This is a genomic window from Stenotrophomonas sp. HITSZ_GD (assembly GCF_029543105.1).
Classification (GTDB): Bacteria; Pseudomonadota; Gammaproteobacteria; order Xanthomonadales; family Xanthomonadaceae; genus Stenotrophomonas_A.
This window is the reverse complement of sequence record NZ_JARQXB010000008.1, coordinates 64,102-87,126: the sequence shown is the minus strand read 5'-3', so window position 1 is coordinate 87,126 and position 23,025 is coordinate 64,102. Positions and strand designations below refer to the sequence as shown.

The window sequence follows — 23,025 nt, the reverse complement described above, 5'->3', positions numbered from 1 at the left end:
CAGCGTCCTCAAGCCATTGCCCATCCACAACGCCGAAGCGGCACGATCGTGCGTGGAATGCGAAAAATCCGAGGCGATGCGCCACCGTCAGCGCAGACCGCAAAAAAGAGACCCCGCGAATGCCGGGGTCTCTCTCTACACCGTCGCGTTACTGGCGTGCGACCACGCTCACATTCGTATAGCTCGGGTTGCCCAGCAGGCGGATGTAGTAGATGCCCGCCTTCGGCGCGGTGATGCGCACCGTCTCGCTGTTGCCGGTGCGCGTGGACTTGGCATCGAACGAGGTGGTCGTCGGTTCCTTGCCCAGGCTCACGTACAGCGACACGTCGCCGCTGCCGCCGTAGGTCAGCACGGACAGCACCTGGCCGGCACTGGCCTGGAAGCTGAAGAGCTGGTCGCCGCCGGATTGCCCGCCGATCACGACCTTGTTGGTCAACGGCGTGGCATCCGGCGCGCAATCGCCCGAACCCGGATCGCACGGCGGGGTCAGCGCCTTCTCCACGGCGGCGTTGGCATCGACGATGCCACTGCCGATGGGCTTGTTCGCCGGCGGGGCCACCGGGAAGGGCCGCGCGGTCTGCTTGAGCAGGGCTTCCACCGCGGCCGGGGTCAGCGGCGCGCTGCCGGCGGCCGCCAGCGCGCCCTGCACCAGCGCCACGGTGGCGGCGACGTGCGGCGAGGCCATCGAGGTGCCGGCCATGCCGTAGTAGCTGTAGCTGCCCGAGGTGGGCGTGGTCGCGCCGGTGTAGCCGAGCTGCCACACGTAACCGCCCGGGTTGCCGTCCACGCTGCCGCCGCCGCCCGGCGCGGAGAGGTCCACCTTCGCGCCGTAGTTCGAGTACGAAGCGATGCCGCCGTTGATGCGCGTGGCGCCCACGCTGATGACGTTGTTGCACGAGGCGGGGCTGTAGTTGGCGGCATCGTCGGCATCGTTGCCGGCCGCCACCACCACGGTGGTGCCGCGCGACACCGCGCCGTCGATGGCGGCCTGGGTTTCATCGTCGCAGCTGCCGCCGCCGCCCAGGCTCATGTTGATGACCTCGGCCGGGTTGGCGTTGTCGGGTACGCCGTCGACGTGGCCGCCGGAGGCCCAGATGATCGCGTCGGCGATGTCGGAGGTGTAGCCGCCGCAGCGGCCGAGCACGCGCACCGGGAGCACCGTGGCCTTGTAGGCCAGGCCGGCCATGCCGACCGCGTTGTTGGTGTTCTCCGCGACGGTGCCCGACACGTGCGAGCCGTGCCAGCTGCTGTCGCGCGCGGGCGAGCCGGCGTAACACTCGCCGGCCACCGGGTTCCAGTCGCCGTAGTCGAGCGCGCCGGGCACGCGGGCGTCGGTGGGCCGGCGCGAGACGAACGTATCGGTGATGAAGTCGTAGCCTTCCAGCTTGTTCACCGCGATGTCCGGGTGGCCGGGCAGGATGCCGGTGTCGAGGATCGCCACCACCACGCCCTCGCCTTGCGCCTTGTCCCAGGCCGGCTGCGCGTTCACCCCGCCGGCGGCGTTGCTGTAGTGCCACTGGTAGGCGGCGTAATACGGATCGTTGGGCACCAGCAGCGGCTGCTTGAGCCGGTCGATGCTGGCCGACTTCACCGCCGGGTCGGCGGCGATCTCCGCGCGGACGCGCTCGAGCTGCGCCGGCGTGAGCTTGCCGCTGACGCGCAGCAGGTCCGCCCCGGTGCCGAGGCGGCGCACGTAGCCGACCTGCGGCGCGGCGGCGCCGCGCGCGGTGGCACTGGCCAGCCCTGCGCGCCCGAGCGCGGCGGTGGCCGCGGCCAGCTTGGCGTTGCGGTCGCCGGCGGCGGCGGTGCCGTCCTTGTAGCGGACGATGATGCGGGCGGCGGCGCCCTGCGCATCGGCCGGGGCGGCGTGCAGCGGCCCGCGCACGGGCAGCGGGTCGGCCGCCTGCGCGGCCTGCGCGCCGGCCAGGCCCAGGGTGGCGGCCAGTACCGCGGCCAGGGGATTGCGGCGGAAAGCGTGCTTGTCCATCACGGTGAAATCCTCTTCGTTCGTGTTCCGGCAAAAGGTGTGCGGCCATCCTGTGCAACCGCGTCGCCGCTGGCCTGGCCGCGACGCCGTCCCGCCCCCTCGGGTCCGTACTGCCGGTGGCGGCGGTTACCCGCCGCCACCGTGTTCCCGTGTCGGCTTACCAGCCAAAGCCGGCGCCGATGCCTACCGAGCTGTCGTCACTGCTGAAGGCGCCACCCACGGTGATCGTGGCGCGCTCGCTGATCGCCCGCTGGTAACCCACCGACAGCGCCGATTCGCCGCTCTGGAAGCCCACGCCCACGCCCACGCGGTTGTCGGTGCGGATGCCCGCCGCGCTGGTGGCCATGTTCAACATCGCCGCGTTCATCGCGCCCTGCCGGTCGATGCGCTTGTCCTGCCGGCGGAAGCGGTCGTCCACTTCGCCCTGGTAGGCCTCGAACGTATCGGCCATCGCCGAGTAGCGCTGGTCGGTGTACGCGTTGGCGCGGGTGAGGCCGTTGTCGAGCTGCGCCTTGTTGACCGCGTCGGTGTCCTGCGTGCCGGCGGCGACGTTGGCGATCTGCCGCTCCGCCCCCGCGCTGCCCACCGAGACGGTGTTGGCGCGGTCGGCCACCGCGCCCTGGCCCAACGCCACCGCGCCCTGTGCCGTGGCGCTGGCACCCTGCCCGATCGCCGTGGAAGAAGCGGCGCTGACGGTGGCGCCTTCGCCGATCGCCACCGCGTTGGTCGCCACCGCCGCCACGTGCGCGTTGGCGCCGATCGCCGTGCTCCCATCCGCATCCACGCGCGTGTTGCTGCCGATGGCGGTGTCGTTGGGGCCATGCGCGTAGGCGTTGCCGCCAATGGCCGTGCCGGTGATGTCGTTGGCGCGCGCGGCGGTGCCCACCGCGGTGGGCGATGCGGCGGCGGTGCCGGTGGGCTCGGCCGCTGCCGGCGTGGCGTCGGCCGTGCTGGCGACGGTGGCGGTATCTGCTACTGCTGCGGTTTCGGCTTCCACGGCGGTGGATTGCGTGGCGGCCAGCGTCGAGGCGCTGCGCAGCGAACGGGTGCTTGCCACGGTGGCGCTGCCACCAGCGGTGCGGCTATCCAGTTCGCTGACCTTGCTGTCCAGCGCGCTGAGCGCATCGCCGACGGTGCGGTAACTCGCTCCCTGGATGACGTAGGTGGGCGCGACGAACACGCCCTGCGCGCCGAGCGCCGCGCCGCCGCCCAGGAAGCCGATGCTGTTGCTCAGCGCCTGGAACAACTGCCCGCCGTTGATCGCCTCCGTGCTGCCCACCGCCAGGCTGCCCGCGCTGACATTGGTCAGCTTGCGCGTGGCCGGGCCGCCCACGCCGTTGCCGCTGCCGAAGGACACCTCGTTGGCGGCGTAGCTGCGCGAGCCCGAGCCGATCGCCACCGAGTCGGCGCCGCTGGCCCCGGCATTGGCGCCGAGGGCGACGCCGTTCTTGCCGCTCTGCCGCACGAAGCTGTTGTAGCCCAGCGCCACGCCGTTCTCGCCGATGACGTTCGTCTGCCGGCCCACCGCGGTGCTGTTGGTGCCGATGGCCAGGCTGTTGACGCCCACCGCGCTGCCGCCGGTGCCCGAGGCGGTGCTGCCGGCACCCAGCGCCGTGCTGCGCGCCCCGCTGGCGGTGGCGCCCGCGCCGGCGGCGGTGCTGTCGGCGCCGCTGGCGGTGGCCACGCCCTGGCCGTCGGCCTGGATCGCCGCGCTCGCCGCGTCCGCGCCGGCGGCCACGGCATCGAGCTGGCGCTTGTTGACCGCGTCGGTATCGTCCACGGCATCGCCGACGTTGACGATCCGGCGCGTGGCCGGCCCGCCTTCGCCGGTGCCATTGCCCACCGACACCACGTTGTCGGCGTCGGCGCGCGCACCGCCGCCCAGCGCCACCGAGTTGGCGCCGGTGACGCCGGCATTGGCACCCAGCGCCACGCCGTTCGCCGCGCTCTCGCGCACGAAGCTGTTGTAGCCCAGCGCCGCGCCGTTCTCGCCGGCCACCTCGGCCTGGCGGCCCACGCCGGTGCCGTTGACGGCAGTGGTGCTGCCATCTACGCCGACCTGGGTGGCGCCGATCGCCTCGGCCCGTGCATTGCCGCCGATGGCGATGCTGTTGTCGGCCAGCGCGTAGGCGCTCTGGCCGAGGGCGCTGGCGTTGAGGCCGTCCGCGTACGAATTCCAGCCGATGGCGGTGGTGTAGTCGCCGGTGGCCCAGGCGCCGGCGCCGAACGCGGAGGCGCCGGTGCCGGTGGCCTGCGCCGGGATGAAGCCGAAGAACGTGGTGCCGCCGACGGCGACGCTTTCATCGCCGCTGGCGACGCTGAACTCGCCGACCGAGACCGCGCTCGCACCCGAAGCCGTAGCGGCCACGCCGACGGCCGTCGTGTAATCGCCAGACGCCGTGGCGCCGTAGCCCAGCGCGCTGCCGAGATAGCCGCTGGCCTCGCTGTAGCCACCCAGCGCGGTGGCACCGATGTTGGACGCACTGCTGCGGAAGCCGGTAGCCGTGGCCTGGTTTTCCGAGGCCACCGCTTCGCTGCCCGTCGCCGTGGTGTAGGTGGACGTGGCCTGCGCGCCGGCACCGGTGGCCGTGGCGGCGGTATCGCCCGCCACCGAGCCGTCGCCCAGCGCGATGCTGCTCTCACCCAGCGCCTGCGCGTTGTTGCCGAACGCGGACGCGTTGGCACCGCTGGAGAGCGCGTTGAAGCCCACGGCGGTGGCGTTCTCGGCCAACGCATTCGCGCCGCTGCCCAGCGCGCTGGCGCCGTTGCCGATGGCGTTGCTGGCCTCGCCGGCCGCCAGCGCGTTATCGCCTTCGATGTAGGCGCCGGCATCGCTGTCGTCGCTGCCCGAGGCCTGGAAGTACTTGCTGGTGGTGGCGGCGGCATCGGCCACTTCATCCAGCTGCGCCTTGTTCACCGCGTCGGTGTCCTCGGTGCCGGCGGCGACGTGGGTGATCTGGCGCTCCTTGCCGACATCGCCCACGGACACCGTGTTGTCGCGGCTGGCGACGGAGTTGGCACCCAGCGCCACGCTGTTGTCGCCCAACGCGGTGCTGTAGTAGCCGATGGCCGTGCTCAGCTCGCCGCTGGCCCACGACTCCGGACCCACCGCGGTGGCATAGCCGCCGGGCGCGTAGGCGAAGTAGCCCAGCGCGGTGGCCTCCAGGCCGCTGGCTTCGGCCAGCGTGCCGCTGGCCAGGGCGTAGTCGCCGGAGGCGATGGCGCCGGCGCCCAGCGCGGTGGACGCCTCGCCGGTGGCCTGCGTATCGACGAAGAAGCCCAGGCCGGGGATCAGGTCCACCGGGCCGCCGAGCGCCACGCTGCTGGTGCCTGCCGCCACGCTTTGCGTGCCGATGGCGGTGCTGTAATCGCCGACCGCATTGGCGACCGCGCCAAACGCCGAGGACTGCGCGCCCGTGGCATAGGCCCCCACGCCGACCGCCGAGGCGGCGAAGCCGCCGGCGTTGGCGCTGGCCCCGAGCGCGGTGCCGCCGACGCCGGCGCTGGTGGCACCGGTATCGACCGGCACGCCGCCGCTGGTGATCAGCGCATCGCCGTTTTCATCCACCGCCACTCCGCCGACGGCCACCGCCGCCGGGCCGGTGGCCTGTGCGTTGTAGCCGATCGCCGCGCTGTTCTGGCCGGTGGCCAAGGCGTTGGTGCCGATGGCCGTGGCGTTCTGCGCCAGCGCATTGGCACCGCTGCCCAGCGCGCTGGCGCCGTTGCCGATGGCATTGCTCGCCTCGCCTGCGGCGACCGCGTTGTCGCCTTCGACGTAGGCGCCGGCATCGCTGTCGTCGCTGCCGCTGGCCTTGAAGTATTTGTCGGTGTTCTCCGCGACCGCGGCCACTTCATCGAGCTGGCCCTTGTTCACCGCATCGTTCGCGTCGATGCCATCGGAGACGTTGACGATACGCCGCGTGGCCGGGCCACCGATGCCGTTGCCGCTACCCACCGAGACGGTGTTGTCCTCGTAGGTGCGCGAGCCGGAGCCCAGCGCGACGGAGTCGGCACCCGTGGCCCCGGCATTGGCGCCGATGGCCACACCATTCACCGCGCTCTCGCGCACGAAGGTGTTGTAACCCACGGCCACACCGTTTTCGCCGATCACATTGGTCTGGCGGCCCACGCCGGTGCTGTTCACGCCGGTAGTGCTGCCATCCACACCGACCAAGGTGGAACCCACCGCCTCCGCACGCGCGCCGCTACCGACCGCAATGCTGTTATCGGCCAGCGCAAAAGCGCTCTGGCCCAGTGCGCTGGCGTTGAGGCCATCGGCATACGAATTCCAGCCGATGGCGGTGGTGTAGTCGCCAGTCGCCCATGCGCCTGCGCCGAATGCAGAGGCGCCGGTGCCGGTGGCCTGCGCGGGGATGAAGCCGAAGAACGTGGTGCCGCCGACCGCGACGCTCTCATCGCCGCTGGCGATGCTGAACTCACCGACCGACACCGCGCTGGCGCCGGAAGCGGTGGCGGCCACGCCGACGGCGGTCGTGTAATCGCCGGACGCCGTTGCGCCGTAGCCCAGCGCCGAACCGAGGTAGCCGCTCGCTTCGCTGTAGCCACCCAAGGCCGTAGCGCCGATGTTCGACGCATTGCTGCGGAAGCCGGTGGCCGTGGCCTGGTTCTCGGAGGCGACGGCTTCGCTGCCGGTGGCGGTGCTGTACGTCGAGGTCGCTTGCGCGCCGGAACCGGTGGCCGTGGCCGCGGTGTCGCTCGCCACCGATCCGTCGCCCAGTGCGACGCTGCTCTCACCCAAGGCCTGCGCGTTGTTGCCGAAGGCGGCCGCGTTGGTACCCGTCGAGAGCGCGTTGAAACCGACCGCCGTGGCGTTTTCGGCCAGCGCGTTCGCGCCGCTGCCATACGCGCTGGCGCCGTTGCCGATGGCATTGCTCGCCTCGCCTGCGGCGACCGCGTTGTCGCCTTCGACGTAGGCGCCGGCATCGCTGTCGTCGCTGCCGCTGGCCTTGAAGTATTTGTCGGTGTTCTCCGCGACCGCGGCCACTTCATCCAGCTGGCCCTTGTTGACCGCATCGTTCGCGTCGATGCCGTCGGAGACGTTGACGATGCGCCGCGTGGCCGGACCACCGATGCCATTGCCGCTGCCCACCGAGACGGTGTTGTCCTCGTAGGTGCGCGAGCCGGAGCCCAGCGCGACGGAGTCGGCACCCGTGGCCCCGGCATTGGCGCCGATGGCCACACCATTCACCGCGCTCTCGCGCACGAAGGTGTTGTAACCCACGGCCACGCCGTTTTCGCCGATCACATTGGTCTGGCGGCCCACGCCGGTGCTGTTCACGCCGGTGGTGCTGCCATCCACGCCGACCAAGGTGGAGCCGACCGCCTCGGCACGCGCGCCGCTACCGACCGCAATGCTGTTATCGGCCAGCGCAAAAGCGCTCTGGCCCAGCGCGCTGGCGTTGAGGCCATCGGCATACGAATTCCAGCCGATGGCGGTGGTGTAGTCGCCAGTCGCCCATGCGCCTGCGCCGAAGGCGGAAGCCCCCGTGCCGGTGGCCTGCGCGGGGATGAAGCCGAAGAACGTGGTGCCGCCGACGGCGACGCTCTCATCACCGCTGGCGATGCTGAACTCGCCGACCGACACCGCGCTGGCGCCGGAAGCGGTGGCGGCCACGCCGACTGCGGTCGTGTAATCACCGGACGCCGTGGCGCCGTAGCCCAACGCGCTGCCCAGGTACCCGCTCGCCTCGCTGTAACCACCGAGCGCAGTGGCGCCGATGTTGCTCGCACTGCTGCGGAAGCCCGTCGCCGTGGCCTGGTTCTCGGAGGCCACCGCTTCGCTGCCGGTCGCCGTGCTGTAGGTCGAAGTCGCCTGCGCGCCTGCGCCGGTCGCAGTGGCTGCCGTGTCCGCGGCCACCGAACCATCCCCCAGCGCGATGCTGCTCTCGCCTAGCGCCTGCGCGTTGTTGCCCAGCGCTGCCGCATTGGCGCCTGCGGCGAGCGCGTTGAACCCCACCGCCGTCGCGTTCTCCGCCAGCGCATTGGCACCACTGCCATACGCGCTGGTTCCGTTGCCGATGGCGTTGCTCGCTTCGCCCGCGGCTACGGCGTTGTCGCCTTCCACATAGGCGCCGGCGTCACTGTCGTCGCTGCCGCTGGCCTTGAAGTATTTGTCGGTGTTCTCCGCGACCGCGGCCACTTCATCCAGCTGGCCCTTGTTGACCGCATCGTTTGCGGCCACGCCATCGGAGACATTGACGATGCGCCGCGTGGCGGGGCCACCGATGCCGTTGCCGCTGCCCACCGACACCGTGTCGGCTTCATACGTGCGCGAGCCGGCGCCGAGCGCCACCGAATTGGCGCCGGTCGCACCGGCATTGGCGCCGATGGCCACACCATTCACGGCACTCTGCCGCACGAACGTGTTGTAGCCGACGGCCACGCCGTTTACGCCGATAACGTTGGTCTGGCGGCCGACACCGGTGCTGTTCACGCCGCTGGCGCTGCCGTCCACGCCGACGACCGATGCACCGGTCGCCGTGGCCCTCGCGCCTGCGCCCAAGGCGAGCGAGTTGTTGCCGCTGGCGACGGTGCGCGTGCCGATGGCGACCGCGTCGGTACCGCTGGCCGTGGCGCTGCCATCCACCACGCAGCTGTCGAGGATGCTCCCGCCGAGCACGATGCAGTTCTGGTTGCCGCCGACCTCGACCGATTGCGATGCCGCCGGCGATGCCACGCCGAACAGCAGCAGCATGCCGGTCGCCAGCACGGCATGCGATGCGACGCCGGTGCGCCGATCGAGTGTGATTCCGGGGCTGTCGCTGCGGGCCAATTCCGAGGCCACCGTCCACATACCCAACGACTTGTTCCAGACCTTGCGATAAATCCGATTCATCGACTTCGCTCCTCGAATGGACTGGGTTTCTGCTTTTGCGAAAAACAAACAGCGAAACAGCCCCATCGCCCGGCCATCCAGCCACGCGATCCCCCTGAGGTGTTGTCTTTCCCAGGCCCCGCGGAAGCGGGCAGCGAGACGGCTCACGCCAGTCGCCTGGTCGCGAGTCATCGCGACGAACTGAGGAATGCGTCAAGTGTTAACAGCGACGAAATCGAGCGTCAAGTTTTTGACATTCCTGATCGTGTTTTGCTTCATCCGTCACGGAATGACGCGAATTTTGTTAAGAAGAAATGAATTGCCCAGAAAAACAGGGTGATAGCCGCGTCATCGTGTCGACGCCGGCAAGGGCTTTCACACGCCGCGCAAAAGAAAACCGCCGGCAGGGTGGCCGGCGGTTTCATGGGTGCAACGATCAACGCGGGAAAATTTATGCGTCAGCCGCACCATACGCGCGCGTTGCGGAACATGCGCAACCACGGCGAATCGCCTTGCCACTCGGCTGGATGCCAGCTCAGGTTGATCGCGCGCGGGGTGCGCTCCGGGTGCGGCATCAGGATCGTGGCGCGGCCGTCCTCGCTGGTGAGGCCGGTGATGCCGTCAGGCGAACCATTCGGATTGAGCGGGTACTGCGTGGCGAGGTTGCCGTCGCCATCGACATAACGCAGCGCTACGCGCGCGGCCGCCTGATCGACGGCGCTGGCGAATTCCGCGCGGCCTTCGCCGTGCGCCACCGCCACCGGAATACGCGAACCGGCCATGCCCCGCAGCAGCACCGACGGCGATTCCACCACTTCCAGCAGCGCGGTGCGGCCTTCGAACTGTTCGCTGCGGTTGCGCAGGAAACGCGGCCAGTGCTCGGCGCCCGGGATGATGTCCTTGAGCTGGCTGAGCATCTGGCAGCCGTTGCACACGCCGAGCGAGAAGGTGTCCTCGCGCGCGAAGAACGCGGCAAAGGCATCGCGCAGTGCGCTGCGCTCCAGGATCGACGTCGCCCAGCCCCGGCCCGCGCCGAGCACGTCGCCGTAGCTGAAGCCACCGCAGGCGGCCAGGCCGTTGAAATCGCCCAGCTGCACGCGGCCGGCGATCAGGTCGCTCATGTGCACGTCGAACGCATCGAAGCCGGCGCGCTCGAAGATGTTGGCCATCTCGATCTGGCCGTTGACGCCCTGCTCGCGCAGGATCGCGACCTTCGGCCGCGCGCCGGTGGCGATGAACGGTGCGGCGACATCCTCGGCCGGATCGAACGCCAGCTTCGGCTTCAGGCCCGGGGCGTTGAAGTCGCGCGCGACGGCGCGCTCCTCGTCGGCGCTGTCCGGGTTGTCGCGCAGCTTCTGCAGGGCGTGGGTGACCGACCACCAGGCGTCGAACAACTCTTCCCACTGCCACTGCGCCACGCTCTTGCCTTCCAGCGAGACGCGCACCTTGGGCGAGGCGATCGGGCGAGCGATGCGCTGCGCGCACTCAGTGAGCGCGTGGCGCTCGACCAGGTCGGCGAACGCGGCGCGGTCCTCGCCGGCCACCTGCACGATGGCGCCGAGTTCCTCGTTGAACAGGCTGTGGAACGCGTCGTCGCCCCAGGCGTCGAGGTGGATGTCCAGGCCCTGGCGCGAGGCGAAGGCCATCTCGCACATCGCGGCGAAGGCACCGCCGTCGCTGCGGTCGTGATAAGCCAGCAGCAGGCCGGCTTCGCGTGCATCGCGGATCAGCTCGAAGAAAGCGCGCAGGCGCTGCGGGTCGTCCAGGTCCGGCACGTCGCCGCCGAACGCCGGCATCGCTTCCTCGCCGGCATACACCTGCGCCAGCACCGAACCGCCCAGGCGCTGCTTGCCGCCGCCCAGGCCGATCAGCCACAGGTCGCTGTCCTCCTCGCGGGCGAGCAGCGGGGTGAGCTGCGGGCGCACGTCGGCCACCGGGGCGAAGGCGGTGATGACCAGCGACACCGGCGAGACCGACTTCTGCGCCACGCCGTCGGCGTGCCACTGCGCCTGCATCGAGAGCGAGTCCTTGCCGACCGGGATGCTGATGTCCAGCTGCGGGCACAGCTCCATGCCCACCGCGCGCACTGCGTCGTACAGCAAGGCGTCCTCGCCGGGATGGTTGGCCGCGGCCATCCAGTTCGCCGAGAGCTTGATGGTGTCCAGCGCATCGACCGGCGCGGCGCACAGGTTGGTGATCGCCTCGCCCACGGCCATGCGCGCGGCGGCGGCCGAATCGAGCAGCGCCAGCGGCGTGCGCTCGCCCACGGACATGGCTTCGCCGGCGAACCCGTCGAAGTCGGCCAGGGTGATCGCGCAATCGGCCAGCGGCAGCTGCCAGGGGCCGATCATCTGTTCGCGCGCGGTGAGGCCGCCGACGCTGCGATCGCCGATGGTGACCAGGAAGTTCTTGGCCGCCACGGTCGGGTGCGCGAGCACGCGCAGGCCGGCTTCGCGCAGGTCGATCGCGGCGGTGGACAGCGCCGGCCACTGCGGCGCGGCCGGATGGGCGGTATCGCGGTGCATCTTCGGCGGCTTGCCGAACAGCACGTCCATCGGCAGGTCGATGGCGGCATCGGCCGGGATGTGCCCCGGCGTGGCGCCGTAGGCGACGACCAGCCTTTCCTCGGCGGTCGCCACGCCCACCGCGGCGAACGGGCAGCGCTCGCGCGCGCAGATGTCGGCGAACTCGGCCAGGCGTGCCTGCGGCACACCGAGCACGTAGCGCTCCTGCGATTCGTTGCACCACAACTGCATCGGCGACAGCGAGGGGTCGTCGCTGGGCACCTTGTCCAGGTCGATCACGCCGCCCACGCCGGAGTCGTGTAGCAGCTCGGGAATGGCGTTGGACAGGCCGCCCGCGCCGACGTCATGGAACCAGCGGATCGGGTTATCCAGGCCCAGCGCGACGCAGCGGTCGATCACTTCCTGGCAGCGGCGCTCCATTTCCGGGTTGTCGCGCTGCACGCTGGCGAAGTCGAGTTCCTCGGCGCTGTCGCCGGAGGCGACCGAACTGGCGGCGCCGCCGCCCAGGCCGATCAGCATCGCCGGGCCACCGAGCACGATCACCGCATCGCCCGGCTGCAGGCGGATCTTTTCCACCTGCACGCGGTCGATGGCGCCCAGGCCGCCGGCCAGCATGATCGGCTTGTCGTAGGCGCGGCTCAGCGCCTGGCCTTCGGCCAGCTCGAAGCTGCGGAAATAGCCCAGCAGGTTCGGGCGGCCGAACTCGTTGTTGAACGCGGCGCCGCCCAGCGGGCCGTCGAGCATGATGTCCAGCGCCGGCGCCATGCGCGGGTTCAGCGCGCGCGGCGCCTCCCACGGCTGCGGCAGGGTCGGGATGCGCAGGTGCGAAACCGAGAAGCCGGTCAGGCCGGCCTTGGGCTTGCCGCCGCGGCCGGTGGCGCCTTCGTCGCGGATCTCGCCGCCGGCGCCGGTGGACGCACCGGGGAACGGGGCGATCGCGGTCGGGTGGTTGTGCGTCTCGACCTTGATCTGGAACGCGCTGGGCACCGCGGTCTCGGTGCGGTAGCGGCCGGTCGCCGGATCGGGGCGGTAGCGCGCGGCCACATGGCCTTCCACCACCGCGGCATTGTCGCTGTACGCGCTGAGCGTGTACTGCGGGGTCTGCTGGTGGGTGTGCTTGATCATCCGGAACAGGGAACGGTCCTGGTCCTTGCCGTCGATGGTCCAGCTGGCATTGAAGATCTTGTGCCGGCAGTGCTCGGAATTGGCCTGCGCGAACATCATCAGCTCGACGTCGGCCGGGTCGCGGCCCAGCTCGGTATAGCGCTCGCGCAGGTAGTCGATCTCGTCCGGTGCCAGGGCCAGGCCGAGGCGTCCGTTGGCCGCTTCCAGGTCGGCCAGCGCGATGCGTTCGACACTGCCGCGCGCCGGCGCGGTGAACAGTGCCTGCGCCGCCTCGGCCGAATCGAGCAGCGACTGGGTCATCGGGTCGTGCAGCAGCTTGGCGAGCGCGGCCTGGGTGGCGGCGTCCTGCGGCCAGCCGGCCAGGTCGATGCGCGTGCCGCGCTCCACGCGCTGGATCGCCTGCCCGGCACCGCGCACCAGTTCGGTGGCCTTGCTCGACCACGGCGAGAGCGTGCCCAGCCGCGGCACCACGAAGCGGCTCAGGCTGCCGGCCTCGGCAGGCGCCGGCGTGGCCTCGGCCTGCAGGATGCGGCGCAGGGTGGCCAGGTCGGGCGATTGCCCGGCCTCGGCCTGGACGAAGTAGACGTGCCAGGCGCCGGTGAGGCGCAGCGCGGGAGCGACGGTTTGCAGGCGGGATTGCAGCCGAGCCAGGCGGAACGGCGACAGGGCGGGCGCGCCCTCAAGGACGATCATCCGGGGGACCGTAAACGGGAAACGGGGCCCACTATTGTAACCCTGACGGCCGCGTGGCACCCATGCCGGGGGCCGGCGCCCACGCAGCCCGGCGCACGCGCGCCCCGAGGCGCCGCCGGTTGAAGCGCCTTATCCCGCCGGCCGCGCGGGGCGGGCGGCCGGCGAGCCCGGTCCCGAGGTCCTGCCCCGCAAGACCCCGGGGGTTCGGCCGCGTCGCGGCCGGAACGACCTCAGCGGCTGCCGCCGGCGGCCGCCGATGCGGCGCGCTTGTCCAGCGCGGCACGCAGCTGCGCCGGCGGCAGGTAGCCGCCCAGCTGCATGCCGTCCGGGCCGAAGATGGCCGGCGTGCCGTTCACGCCCAGGCGCTGGCCCAGGTCGTACTCCATGTTGACCGGGCTGCTGGCGCAGGTCTTGGCCGCCACCGCCTTGCCGGACTTGGCCGCCGTCAGCGCCTGCTTGCGGTCGCTGGCGCACCACACCGAGACCATGTCCTTGTAGTCCTGGCTGCCCAGGCCCATGCGCGGGAAGGCCAGGTACTCGACCGCGATGCCCTGCCGGTTGAGTTCGTCGATCTCGCTGTGCAGCTTGCGGCAGTAACCGCACTCGATGTCGGTGAACACGCTGATGGTGTACTTCGGGTTCGGCGGCGCGAAGACGATGCGCTCGCTGCGCGGCACCTTGGCCAGCTGGTCGCGGCGGTAGGCCAGCAGGCCCTCGCTGGCGGCGAACTGGCGCGCCTGGATGTCGAACGGCTGCGCCTGCATCAGGTAGCGGCCGTCGTCGCTGACGTACAGCACCTGCCCGCCGACGATGGCTTCGCGGAAGCCGGCGAACGGGGCCGGGCCGATGTAGTCCGGCTTGAAGTCCGGGTCCAGCGCGGCCAACGCGGCACGCACGCGCTGGTCGGTGCCGGCGGCCGGCGCGGCGGCGGCCGGCTTGCCGGTCGCCGCGGTCTTGGCGGGAGAGGCCGGCTGGGCACAGGCCGAGAGGCTGGCCGCGCACAGCAGCGTGGAGAGGACGTAACGGAACATCGGCACTTCCAGAAAGCGGATTTGGCCGGATTCTCGCACAGCCGGTCTGAAGGCCGTCGCGACGCGCTCCTCAACCGCGCGGATGGTGGCGCTGGTGCAACTGCTGCAGGTGCTCGCGCGCCACCAGGGTGTAGATCTGCGTGGTGGAGAGCGAGCTGTGGCCCAGCAGCATCTGCAGCGCGCGCAGGTCCGCGCCACGGTTGAGCAGGTGCGTGGCGAAGCTGTGGCGCAGGCCATGCGGGCTGACCTGCGCCGGGTCGATACCGGCCACCGCGGCGTAACGCTTGACCAGTTGCCAGAAGTGCTGGCGCGTCAGCGGCTTGCGCGCGGCATCGATGAACATCGGCACCTGCCCGTCGGCGCCGGCCGGTACGCTCTTGCCCGCCGCCAGGGCCGCCCGCCCGCCTTCGAGATAACGCTGCAGCCAGTGCTGCGATTCCTCGCCCAACGGCACCAGCCGCTCCTTGCTGCCCTTGCCGGTCACCCGCAGCACGCCCTGACGCAGGTTCACCGCGTTGGCCGGCAGGCCGACCAGCTCGCTCACGCGCAGCCCGGCGGCGTACATCAATTCGAGCATGGCGCGGTCGCGCAGGCCGGCCGGGTCGTCCAGCGCGGGGGCAGCGAGCAGTGCGTCGATCTGGCTTTCGGCCAGCGCCTTGGGCAGGGCACGCGGCAGGCGCGGCGGGTCGATCAGCGCGGTGGGATCGTCGGCGCGCTCGCCGCGCGCCAGCGCCTGGCCGAAGAAGGCGCGCAGGGTCGAGAGCAGCCGCGCGTTGCTGCGCGGCGAATAGCGCTGGCCCGTGCGCCAGGCGAGGTAGTCGAAGACGCCGGCGCGGTCGATGCCGGCCAATCCGCCCCCCCGCCCGTCGCGCCAGCGTGCCAGGCCGGAAAGATCGCGGCGGTAGCTGTCCAGGGTTTGCCGCGCCAGGCCCTGTTCGGCCCACAGGCGGTCGAGGAAGCGCTGGATCGCCTGTTCGTCTGCGGCGCGCAGTGGCGGGAGTTCGCCGACACGCTGGCGTCGTTCTGCCGGGGAATGCGAGGACATGCGCCCAGCTTAGCCGCACTCGGCCCGTGCCGGCTGCCTCGCCCGGCGGCGGGCGGCTATGCTCCGGGCATGGAGCCCACTGCCGCCTCGCACGACCTCGCCGCCTCCCCCGCCCGCCCGCGCAGCCTGGTGCCATGGCGCCTGCTCGCGCTGTTCTACGACTTCTGGCCGGTGGTGGCGCTGTGGATGCTGGTGTCCACCGCGTTCACCGTCGGCTTCTTTTTGGCCGGGCACCGCAGCCGCGAGAACATCGCGCCTTTCAGCGCGCTGCAATGGCTGCTGTGGCTGTGCTGCTGGATCGTCGCGGGCATCTACGCCACCGTGAGCTGGCGGCGCGGCGGGCAGACCCTGGGCATGCGGCCGTGGCGCCTGCACCTGACGGGCGCCCGTGGCGAGGTGCCGACCTGGCCCGCATTGTGGCGACGCTATGCCGTCGGCACGGTGTCGTTGCTGGCGGGCGGCCTGGGCTTCTGGTGGGCGTTCGTCGACCGCGAGCGGCTCACCTGGCACGACCGCCTCAGCGGCACGCGCCTGGAGCGCAGGGAAAAGCGCCCGCGCTAGGGCCGCGTTCCCGCGGCGCGGTTCGCTAGCTGCTGCGCCGCCGGAACAACCAGCCGGAGACCAGCATCATCACGATGGGCGGCAGCGCGTAGGCGATGCGGTAATCGAACTTGAGCGCGCCGGCCATGCGCCCGAAGAACAGCTGCAGCAGCCAGAAGCCCAGCGCGAACAGGATGCCCAGGAACAACCGCTTGCCCATGCCGCCGCTGCGCAGCGAGCCGAAGGCGAACGGGATGGCGGCCAGGCACAGCGCCAGCACGTTGAGCGGATAGAACCAGCGGCTCCAGTACTGGTCCTCGTAGTCGCGCGCGTCCAGCCCGTTGCGGCGGCGGTACTCGATGCTCGTATGCAGGTCGTGCGCGGAGAGGTTGCGCGGCTTGGCCAGCCCGGCGGCCAGCGCGGCCGGGTCCAGCGCGGACTGCCACGGCATCTCGGCCTTCTTCTCGCGCGTCACCGAGCGCTCGGCGAAGTGGTCTTCCTGCACCTGGCGCAGCGTCCAGCCCGAATCGCGGTGTTCGGCCACCGCGGCATGGGTCAGCGTCTGCAGGCGGCCGTCTTCGCCGAGCTGATACAGCCGCACGTCGTGCAGCTCCAGCGCGGTACCGCCGCCTTCGAGCAGCTTCTCCTCGCCGCTCTGGGCGTTGAGGAAGGTGTTGCCCTCGCGCGCCCACAGCCCGGCGTAGCGCGCCATGGACATATTGCTTTCGTAGCGCGCGCTCGACTTGAGCACGTCGGCCTGCCCCTGCGCCCAGGGGCCCAGGGTCTCGCCGCTGATGACCATCAGCGCGGTCAGCAGCGCCATGGCGGCGGCCACCGAGAGGCTGAGCCGGCGCCGCGACAGGCCCAGCGCGCGCAGGGCGGTCAGCTCGGAGGTGGCGGCCAGTTGGCCCAGGCCCATCAGCGCGCCGATCACCGCGGCGGTCGGGAACAAGGTGTAGGCACGCCGCGGCACGGTATAGGCGACGTAGGCGATGGCGTGGCCGAAGCTGTAGCTGCCCTGCCCGATGTCCTTGGCTTCGCTGGAAAACGCGTTGACGATATCCAGGCCCAGCAGCACCGCCCAGGTCAACAGCACCGTGCCGATGACCGCCCGGCCGATGTACAGGTCATGGATGCGCGGGGTGATCCTCATGCCGCCGCCCTCCGCGGCCGCGACAGGCGTCCATCGCGCAGGTAGGCCCACACCGCCACCACCAGCAGCGGCAGCAGCAGCCACCACAGGCCCAGCGCAGCCGGCGTCTTGCCGGCGGAGATCCACTGCGTGCCCACGATCATCAGGTTGGTGCCCACCAGGTAGCCCAGGAATGCCAGCATGATGCGGCCGTAGCGCTGCTGGCGCGGCGAGCTGCGCGAGAGCGGCAGGGCCAGCAGGGCGAAGGCCAGCGCGAGCAGCGGCGGGGCGATGCGCCAGTTCAACTGCGCGCGCGCCGACAGCCGCTCGTCGCCGATCAGTCGACGGGTGGACATCACTTCCGGGTCGTTCTCGTCATGCACCTGCGCCCGGTCCGGCAGCGCGACCTCGTTGCGGGCAAAGCGCAGCAGGCGGTAATCCAGGCCATCGCCCTGGGCCGGCCCTTCCACGCGGTAACCGTTCTCCATGCGCAGGAAGCGGTCCTTCTTGCCTTCGAAGAACACCGAGCCGGTGTTGGCGGTAGCCACGTCCACGCGGTCGTCGGTCTGGCGCTGCATGAAAATCTTGCCGAACTGGGTGCCATTGGGCGACACGCTGGACAGGTAGACCACCCCACCGCCGGACAGCGGCGTGAAGCGGCCGGCTTCCAGGCCGGCGATCACCACCGAGCGGTTGGCGTCCTCGAGCATCTTGTCGGCGGTGCGCGTGGCCAGCGGGCCCAGCCACAGCGAGCAGGCGCCGATCAGCGCCACCACCGGCACGGTCAGCAGCATGATCGGGCGCAGCAGGCGGCGCGGCCCCACGCCGATGGCGGTGATCACCGCCATTTCCGAATCGCGGTACAGCCGGGACAGGGCCAGCAGCAGGCCCAGCATCAGCGCCAGCGGGAGGATCAGGGGCAGGTAGGCCACGAACTGCAGCCCCAGCTGGGACAGCAGCAGCCGGGCCGGGACCTTGCCATCGGCGATGTTGCCCAGGATGTCCACCAGCACCGCGCCGACGCTGACCACCAGCAGCACGATCAGCGTCGCCAAGAAGCTCTGGGTGAAATCGCGCAACAGATATCGGTCGAGCTTCGGCATAAGGTGGGGGCTTGCTAAACTCTTGGATTCGTTCGCGGAGCCGCCAGCCTAACCGGGCCGGCGTAAACAGTCCGCGATTGTACGGACTTGCCAACGGAATCTGCTCAATGGCCCTGCAATTCACCCTGAACCTCGACGCCCCGGCCTCCGCCGCGGTGGACTGCCTCGTCGTCGGCGCCTTCGCCGACCAGTCCCTGTCCCCGTCCGCCCAGGCGCTGGACGCGGCCAGCGGCGGGCGCATCACCGCCCTGCTCGCCCGCGGCGATGTCAGCGGCAAGACCGGCGCCACCGCGCTGCTGCACGACCTGCCCGGCGTCGCCGCGCCGCGCGTGCTGGTGGTCGGGCTGGGCGATGCGGGCAAGTTCGGCGCGCCGCAGTACCTCAAGGCGGTCGGCGACAGCGTGCGCGCCCTGCGCAGCGGCCCCGTCGCGCAGGCGCTGTTCACCCTTTCCGAGCTGCCGGTGAAGGGCCGCGACGCGGCCTGGGCGATCCGCCAGGCGATCATCGCCGGCGACCACGCTGCCTACCGCTACACCGCCACCCTCGGCAAGAAGAAGGCAGAGGACAAGGGCCTGGCGCACCTGGCCGTGCGTGGCGAGGACACCGCGGCCCTGGCCCAGGGCCAGGCCATCGCGGCCGGCGTGGAATACGCCCGCGAGCTGGGCAACCTGCCGCCGAACCTGTGCAACCCGGCCTACCTGGCCGAGACCTCGCTGGCCTTCGCCGCCGCCCATGACGGCGCCGAGGCCGAGGTGCTGGACGAAGTGCAGATGGAAGCCCTCGGCATGGGCTCGCTGCTGGCCGTGGCGCGCGGCTCGGCCAACCGCCCGAAGCTGGTGGTGCTGAAGTGGAACGGGGGCGGCGACGCACGGCCCTACGTGCTGGTCGGCAAGGGCATCACCTTCGACACCGGCGGCGTCAACCTCAAGACGCAGGGCGGCATCGAGGAAATGAAGTACGACATGTGCGGCGGCGCCAACGTCATCGGCACCTTCGTGGCCACGGTGAAGGCGCAGCTGCCGGTCAACCTGGTGGTGGTGGTGCCGGCGGTGGAGAACGCCATCGACGGCAACGCCTACCGCCCGTCGGATGTCATCACCAGCATGTCCGGCAAGACCATCGAGGTGGGCAACACCGACGCCGAAGGCCGCCTGATCCTGTGCGATGCGCTGACCTATGCCGAGCGCTTCAATCCGGAAGCGCTCATCGACGTGGCCACGCTCACCGGCGCGTGCATGGTCGCCCTGGGCCACCAGACCGCCGGCCTGATGAGCAAGCACGACGACCTCGCCAACGAGCTGCTGGCCGCCGGCGAGTACGTGTTCGACCGCGCCTGGCGCCTGCCGCTGTGGGACGAATACCAGGGCATGCTCGATTCCACCTTCGCCGACGTCTACAACATCGGCGGCCGTTGGGCAGGCGCGATCACCGCCGGCTGCTTCCTGTCGCGCTTCACCGAAAACCAGCGCTGGGCGCACCTGGACATCGCCGGCGTGGCCAGCGACGAAGGCAAGCGCGGCATGGCCACCGGCCGTCCGGTGGGCCTGCTGACGCAGTGGCTGCTGGACCGCGTCGCCGCCGCGGCGTGATGCCTCCGGAAGAAGGCGTGCGGCCCGCGCCGGCGCCTTCTTCCGCCTTCCCGAACCCCTGCGAATCCCGCCGATGCCCCGCGCCGACTTCTACCTGATCGCCAAGCCCCGCTTTCTCACCGAACCGCTGAAGCTGGTCTGCGAACTCGCGCGCAAGGCAAACGACGCCAACCTGTCGATGCTGATCCTGGCCCGCGACGGGGCCCAGGCCGAGGAACTGGACGACCTGCTGTGGTCCTTCGACCCCGACGCCTACATCCCGCACCAGATCGCCGGCATGGACGAGGACGAGGACGAGGCCCCGGTGCTGATCGCCACGCCGGACACCGACGTGGCCGCGCGCGCCCTGGTGTTGAACCTGCGCGATGATCCCTACCTGGGCGCCTGCGACCGCATCCTGGAAGTGGTGCCGGCCGACCCGGCCGCGCGCGAGCCGCTGCGCGAGCGCTGGAAGCAGTACAAGGCCCTCGGCCTGGAACTGAACAAGTACGACATGTAAGGCGCCGCCCCGCCGCGGCCCCTCCCGAACACGCTCAAGAACCCCCAGATCCCGGTCTTATGTCCCTCGCCTCCAGCTACGATCCCAAGTCCTTCGAATCCCGCCTGTACGCCGAGTGGGAGAAGGCCGGCCATTTCAAGCCGTCCGGCCAGGGCGAGCCGTACACCATCCTGCTGCCGCCGCCGAACGTCACCGGCACGCTGCACATGGGCCACGCCTTCCAGCAGACGCTGATGGATGCGCTGGTGCGCTACCACCGCATGCGCGGCTACGACACGCTGTGGCAGGTCGGTACCGACCACGCCGGCATCGCGACCGAGATGGTGGTCAGCCGCAACCTGCAGCTGGAAGGCAAGGGCGAAACCCGCGACACGCTCGGCCGCGAGGGCTTCATCGCCAAGGTGTGGGAGTGGAAGCAGCATTCGGGCGACGTGATCGAGCGCCAGATGCGCCGGCTGGGCACCTCGGCCGACTGGTCGCGCAGCACCTTCACCATGGACCCGCAGCCCTCGGCCGCCGTGACCGAGGCGTTCGTGCGCTGGTACGAGCAGGGGCTGATCTACCGCGGCCAGCGCCTGGTCAACTGGGACCCGGTGCTGAAGACCGCCATCTCCGACCTGGAAGTGGAGAACGTCGAGGAAGACGGCTTCCTGTGGTCGATCCGCTATGCGCTCGATGACGGCGCCACCTACGAGCACGTCGAGCGCGACGAGGACGGCCAGGAGACGCTGCGCGAGACGCGCGGCTACCTCGTCGTGGCCACCACGCGCCCGGAAACCCTGCTCGGCGACACCGCCGTGATGGTGCACCCGGAAGACGAGCGCTATGTACACCTGGTCGGCAAGACCGTCACCTTGCCGTTGACCGGCCGCCGCGTGCCGGTGATCGCCGACGACTACGTCGACCGCGCGTTCGGCACCGGCGTGGTCAAGGTCACGCCCGCGCATGACTTCAACGACTACCAGGTCGGCCTGCGCCACAGCCTGCCGCTGATCAACCTGTTCACCCCGGTGGCCGCGCTCAACGAGAACGCGCCGGAACGCTTCCAGGGGCTGGACCGCTACGAGGCGCGCAAGCAGGTGCTGGCCGAACTGGAGGACCAGGGCCTGCTGGTGGAAGCCAAGCCGCACAAGCTGCAGGTGCCGCGCGGCGACCGCACCGGCCAGGTCATCGAGCCCTACCTCACCGACCAGTGGTTCGTGAAGATGGACGGGCTGGCCAAGCGCGGCCTGGAACTGGTCGAGAACGGCTCGGTGAAGTTCGTCCCGCCGAACTGGATCAATACCTACCGCCACTGGATGGAGAACATCCAGGATTGGTGCATCAGCCGCCAGCTGTGGTGGGGCCACCGCATCCCGGCGTGGTTCGATGCCGAAGGCAAGTGCTACGTCGGCCGCGACGAGGCGCAGGCGCGCGCCAACGCCGGCCTGGGCGACGATGTCGTGCTCACGCAGGACAGCGACGTGCTGGAGACCTGGTTCTCCTCGCAACTGTGGCCGTTCTCCACGCTGGGCTGGCCGGACGAGGCGGCGATGGCCGAGCGCGGTTTCGAGCGCTACCTGCCGTCCTCGGTGCTGGTCACCGGCTTCGACATCATCTTCTTCTGGGTGGCGCGCATGATCATGGCCACCGACAGCTTCACCGGGAAGATCCCGTTCCGCGATGTCTACATGACCGGCCTGATCCGCGATGCGCAGGGCCAGAAGATGTCCAAGTCCAAGGGCAACGTGCTCGACCCCCTGGACATCATCGACGGCATCTCCATCGAGGACCTGGTCGCCAAGCGCACCACGGGCCTGATGCAGCCGCGCATGGCCGAGAAGATCGAGAAGGCCACGCGCAAGGAATTCCCAGACGGTATCGTCGCCCACGGCGCCGACGCGCTGCGCTTCACCATCGCCGCGCTGGCTACCCATGGCCGCGACATCAAGTTCGACATGTCGCGCGCCGAGGGCTACAAGAACTTCTGCAACAAGCTGTGGAACGCCAGCCGCTTCGTGCTGATGAACACCGAGGGCGCGCAGTACCATGGCGCGCCGCAGCCGGTGACGGATGCGGAGAAGTGGATCCTCTCGCGCCTGGCCAAGGTCACCGCCGAGGCGCAGGCGCAGTTCGCCGACTATCGCTTCGACCTGCTCTCGCAGGCGCTGTACGAATTCGCCTGGAACGAGTTCTGCGACTGGTTCGTGGAGCTGGCCAAGCCGGCGCTCAATGGCGATGACGCCGCGGCCGCCGCCAGCACCCGCCACACCTTGCTGTACGTGCTCGACCAACTGCTGCGCTTGCTGCACCCGCTGATCCCGTTCGTCACCGAGGAGCTGTGGCAGCAGGTCGCCCCGCGCCTGGGGATCGCGGCCGCCACCCTCTCGCTGCAGGCCTACCCACAGCCGGCCGATTTCGCCGGCCAGGATTTCGCCGCCGCCGAGGCCGACATCGAGTGGTTCAAGGCGATGGTCTCGGCGCTGCGCCGCGTGCGCAGCGAACTGAACGTGCCGCCCTCCAAGCAGGTGCGCCTGCTGCTGCAGGGCGGCCAGGCCGAGGAGCACGCGCGTGTCGAACGCTTTGCCGCGCCGCTGAAGTTCCTGCTGCGCCTGGCGTCGATCGACGCGCTGGACGCCACGCAGGAAGCCCCGGCCGCTGCCGCGGCCATCGTCGGCGAGCTGAAGCTGCTGGTGCCGCTGGAAGGCCTGGTCGACCTGGACGCCGAGCGCGCGCGCCTGGACAAGGAAATCGCCCGCGTCGCCAGCGAGAAGGAGAAGAGCGAAGCCAAACTCGCCAAGTTCACCGACAAGGTGCCGGCGGCGGTGGTGGAGCAGGAGCGCGTGCGCCTGCAGGACTGGACCAGCCAGCTCGACGGTTTGCGCGAGCAACGCGCCAAGCTCTGAACCGCGAAACGCCGCTGGGAACAGCGGCGTTTTCGT

The 23,025-nt window shown here is 70.5% G+C and carries 11 protein-coding genes; 4 read left to right on the top strand and 7 right to left on the bottom strand.

Annotated features, from left to right (window positions below; translation table 11 throughout):
• Positions 1-148 precede the first annotated feature (148 nt).
• The 5 genes from P6166_RS09950 to xerD form a co-directional block, all read right to left on the bottom strand.
• Positions 149-1,990, bottom strand: a complete 1,842-nt coding sequence (locus tag P6166_RS09950) for a S8 family peptidase (protein ID WP_277764310.1) — start codon at positions 1,988-1,990, stop codon at positions 149-151.
• Positions 1,991-2,144: 154 nt separating this feature from the next.
• A complete protein-coding gene (locus tag P6166_RS09945; protein WP_277764309.1) occupies positions 2,145-8,843 on the bottom strand; it encodes an ESPR-type extended signal peptide-containing protein in 6,699 nt (2,232 codons plus the stop codon).
• Between the two features lie 437 nt (positions 8,844-9,280).
• A complete protein-coding gene (purL, locus tag P6166_RS09940) occupies positions 9,281-13,165 on the bottom strand; it encodes a phosphoribosylformylglycinamidine synthase (protein ID WP_277764308.1) in 3,885 nt (1,294 codons plus the stop codon).
• A 230-nt stretch (positions 13,166-13,395) separates the two neighbouring features.
• On the bottom strand, positions 13,396-14,196 hold the full coding sequence (locus P6166_RS09935; RefSeq protein ID WP_277764307.1) for a DsbC family protein: 801 nt from the start codon (positions 14,194-14,196) through the stop codon (positions 13,396-13,398).
• Positions 14,197-14,266: 70 nt separating this feature from the next.
• The gene (gene xerD, locus P6166_RS09930; RefSeq protein WP_277764306.1) at positions 14,267-15,241 is read right to left on the bottom strand and encodes a site-specific tyrosine recombinase XerD; all 975 of its coding nucleotides are present in this window, start codon (positions 15,239-15,241) and stop codon (positions 14,267-14,269) included.
• A 69-nt stretch (positions 15,242-15,310) separates the two neighbouring features.
• Between xerD and P6166_RS09925 the strand changes: the two genes are divergently transcribed.
• Positions 15,311-15,802, top strand: a complete 492-nt coding sequence (locus P6166_RS09925) for an RDD family protein (RefSeq protein ID WP_277764305.1) — start codon at positions 15,311-15,313, stop codon at positions 15,800-15,802.
• Positions 15,803-15,827: 25 nt separating this feature from the next.
• On the opposite strand, the gene lptG is transcribed toward P6166_RS09925, so the two are convergent.
• Together lptG and lptF are read right to left on the bottom strand one after the other, a co-directional pair.
• Entirely contained in the window at positions 15,828-16,934 is a 1,107-nt protein-coding gene (gene lptG / locus P6166_RS09920) for an LPS export ABC transporter permease LptG (protein ID WP_277764304.1), read from the bottom strand.
• On the bottom strand, positions 16,931-18,016 hold the full coding sequence (gene lptF / locus P6166_RS09915) for an LPS export ABC transporter permease LptF (protein WP_277764303.1): 1,086 nt from the start codon (positions 18,014-18,016) through the stop codon (positions 16,931-16,933). Before lptF ends, lptG begins: the two co-directional genes overlap by 4 nt.
• A 107-nt stretch (positions 18,017-18,123) precedes the next feature.
• Between lptF and P6166_RS09910 the strand changes: the two genes are divergently transcribed.
• The 3 genes from P6166_RS09910 to P6166_RS09900 all read left to right on the top strand — a co-directional run bounded on the left by P6166_RS09910 (position 18,124) and on the right by P6166_RS09900 (position 22,989).
• A complete protein-coding gene (locus P6166_RS09910; protein ID WP_277764302.1) occupies positions 18,124-19,605 on the top strand; it encodes a leucyl aminopeptidase in 1,482 nt (493 codons plus the stop codon).
• Between the two features lie 73 nt (positions 19,606-19,678).
• On the top strand, positions 19,679-20,104 hold the full coding sequence (locus P6166_RS09905; protein ID WP_277764301.1) for a DNA polymerase III subunit chi: 426 nt from the start codon (positions 19,679-19,681) through the stop codon (positions 20,102-20,104).
• Positions 20,105-20,163: 59 nt separating this feature from the next.
• Positions 20,164-22,989, top strand: a complete 2,826-nt coding sequence (locus tag P6166_RS09900; protein WP_277764300.1) for a valine--tRNA ligase — start codon at positions 20,164-20,166, stop codon at positions 22,987-22,989.
• The last annotated feature ends 36 nt before the right edge of the window (positions 22,990-23,025 follow it).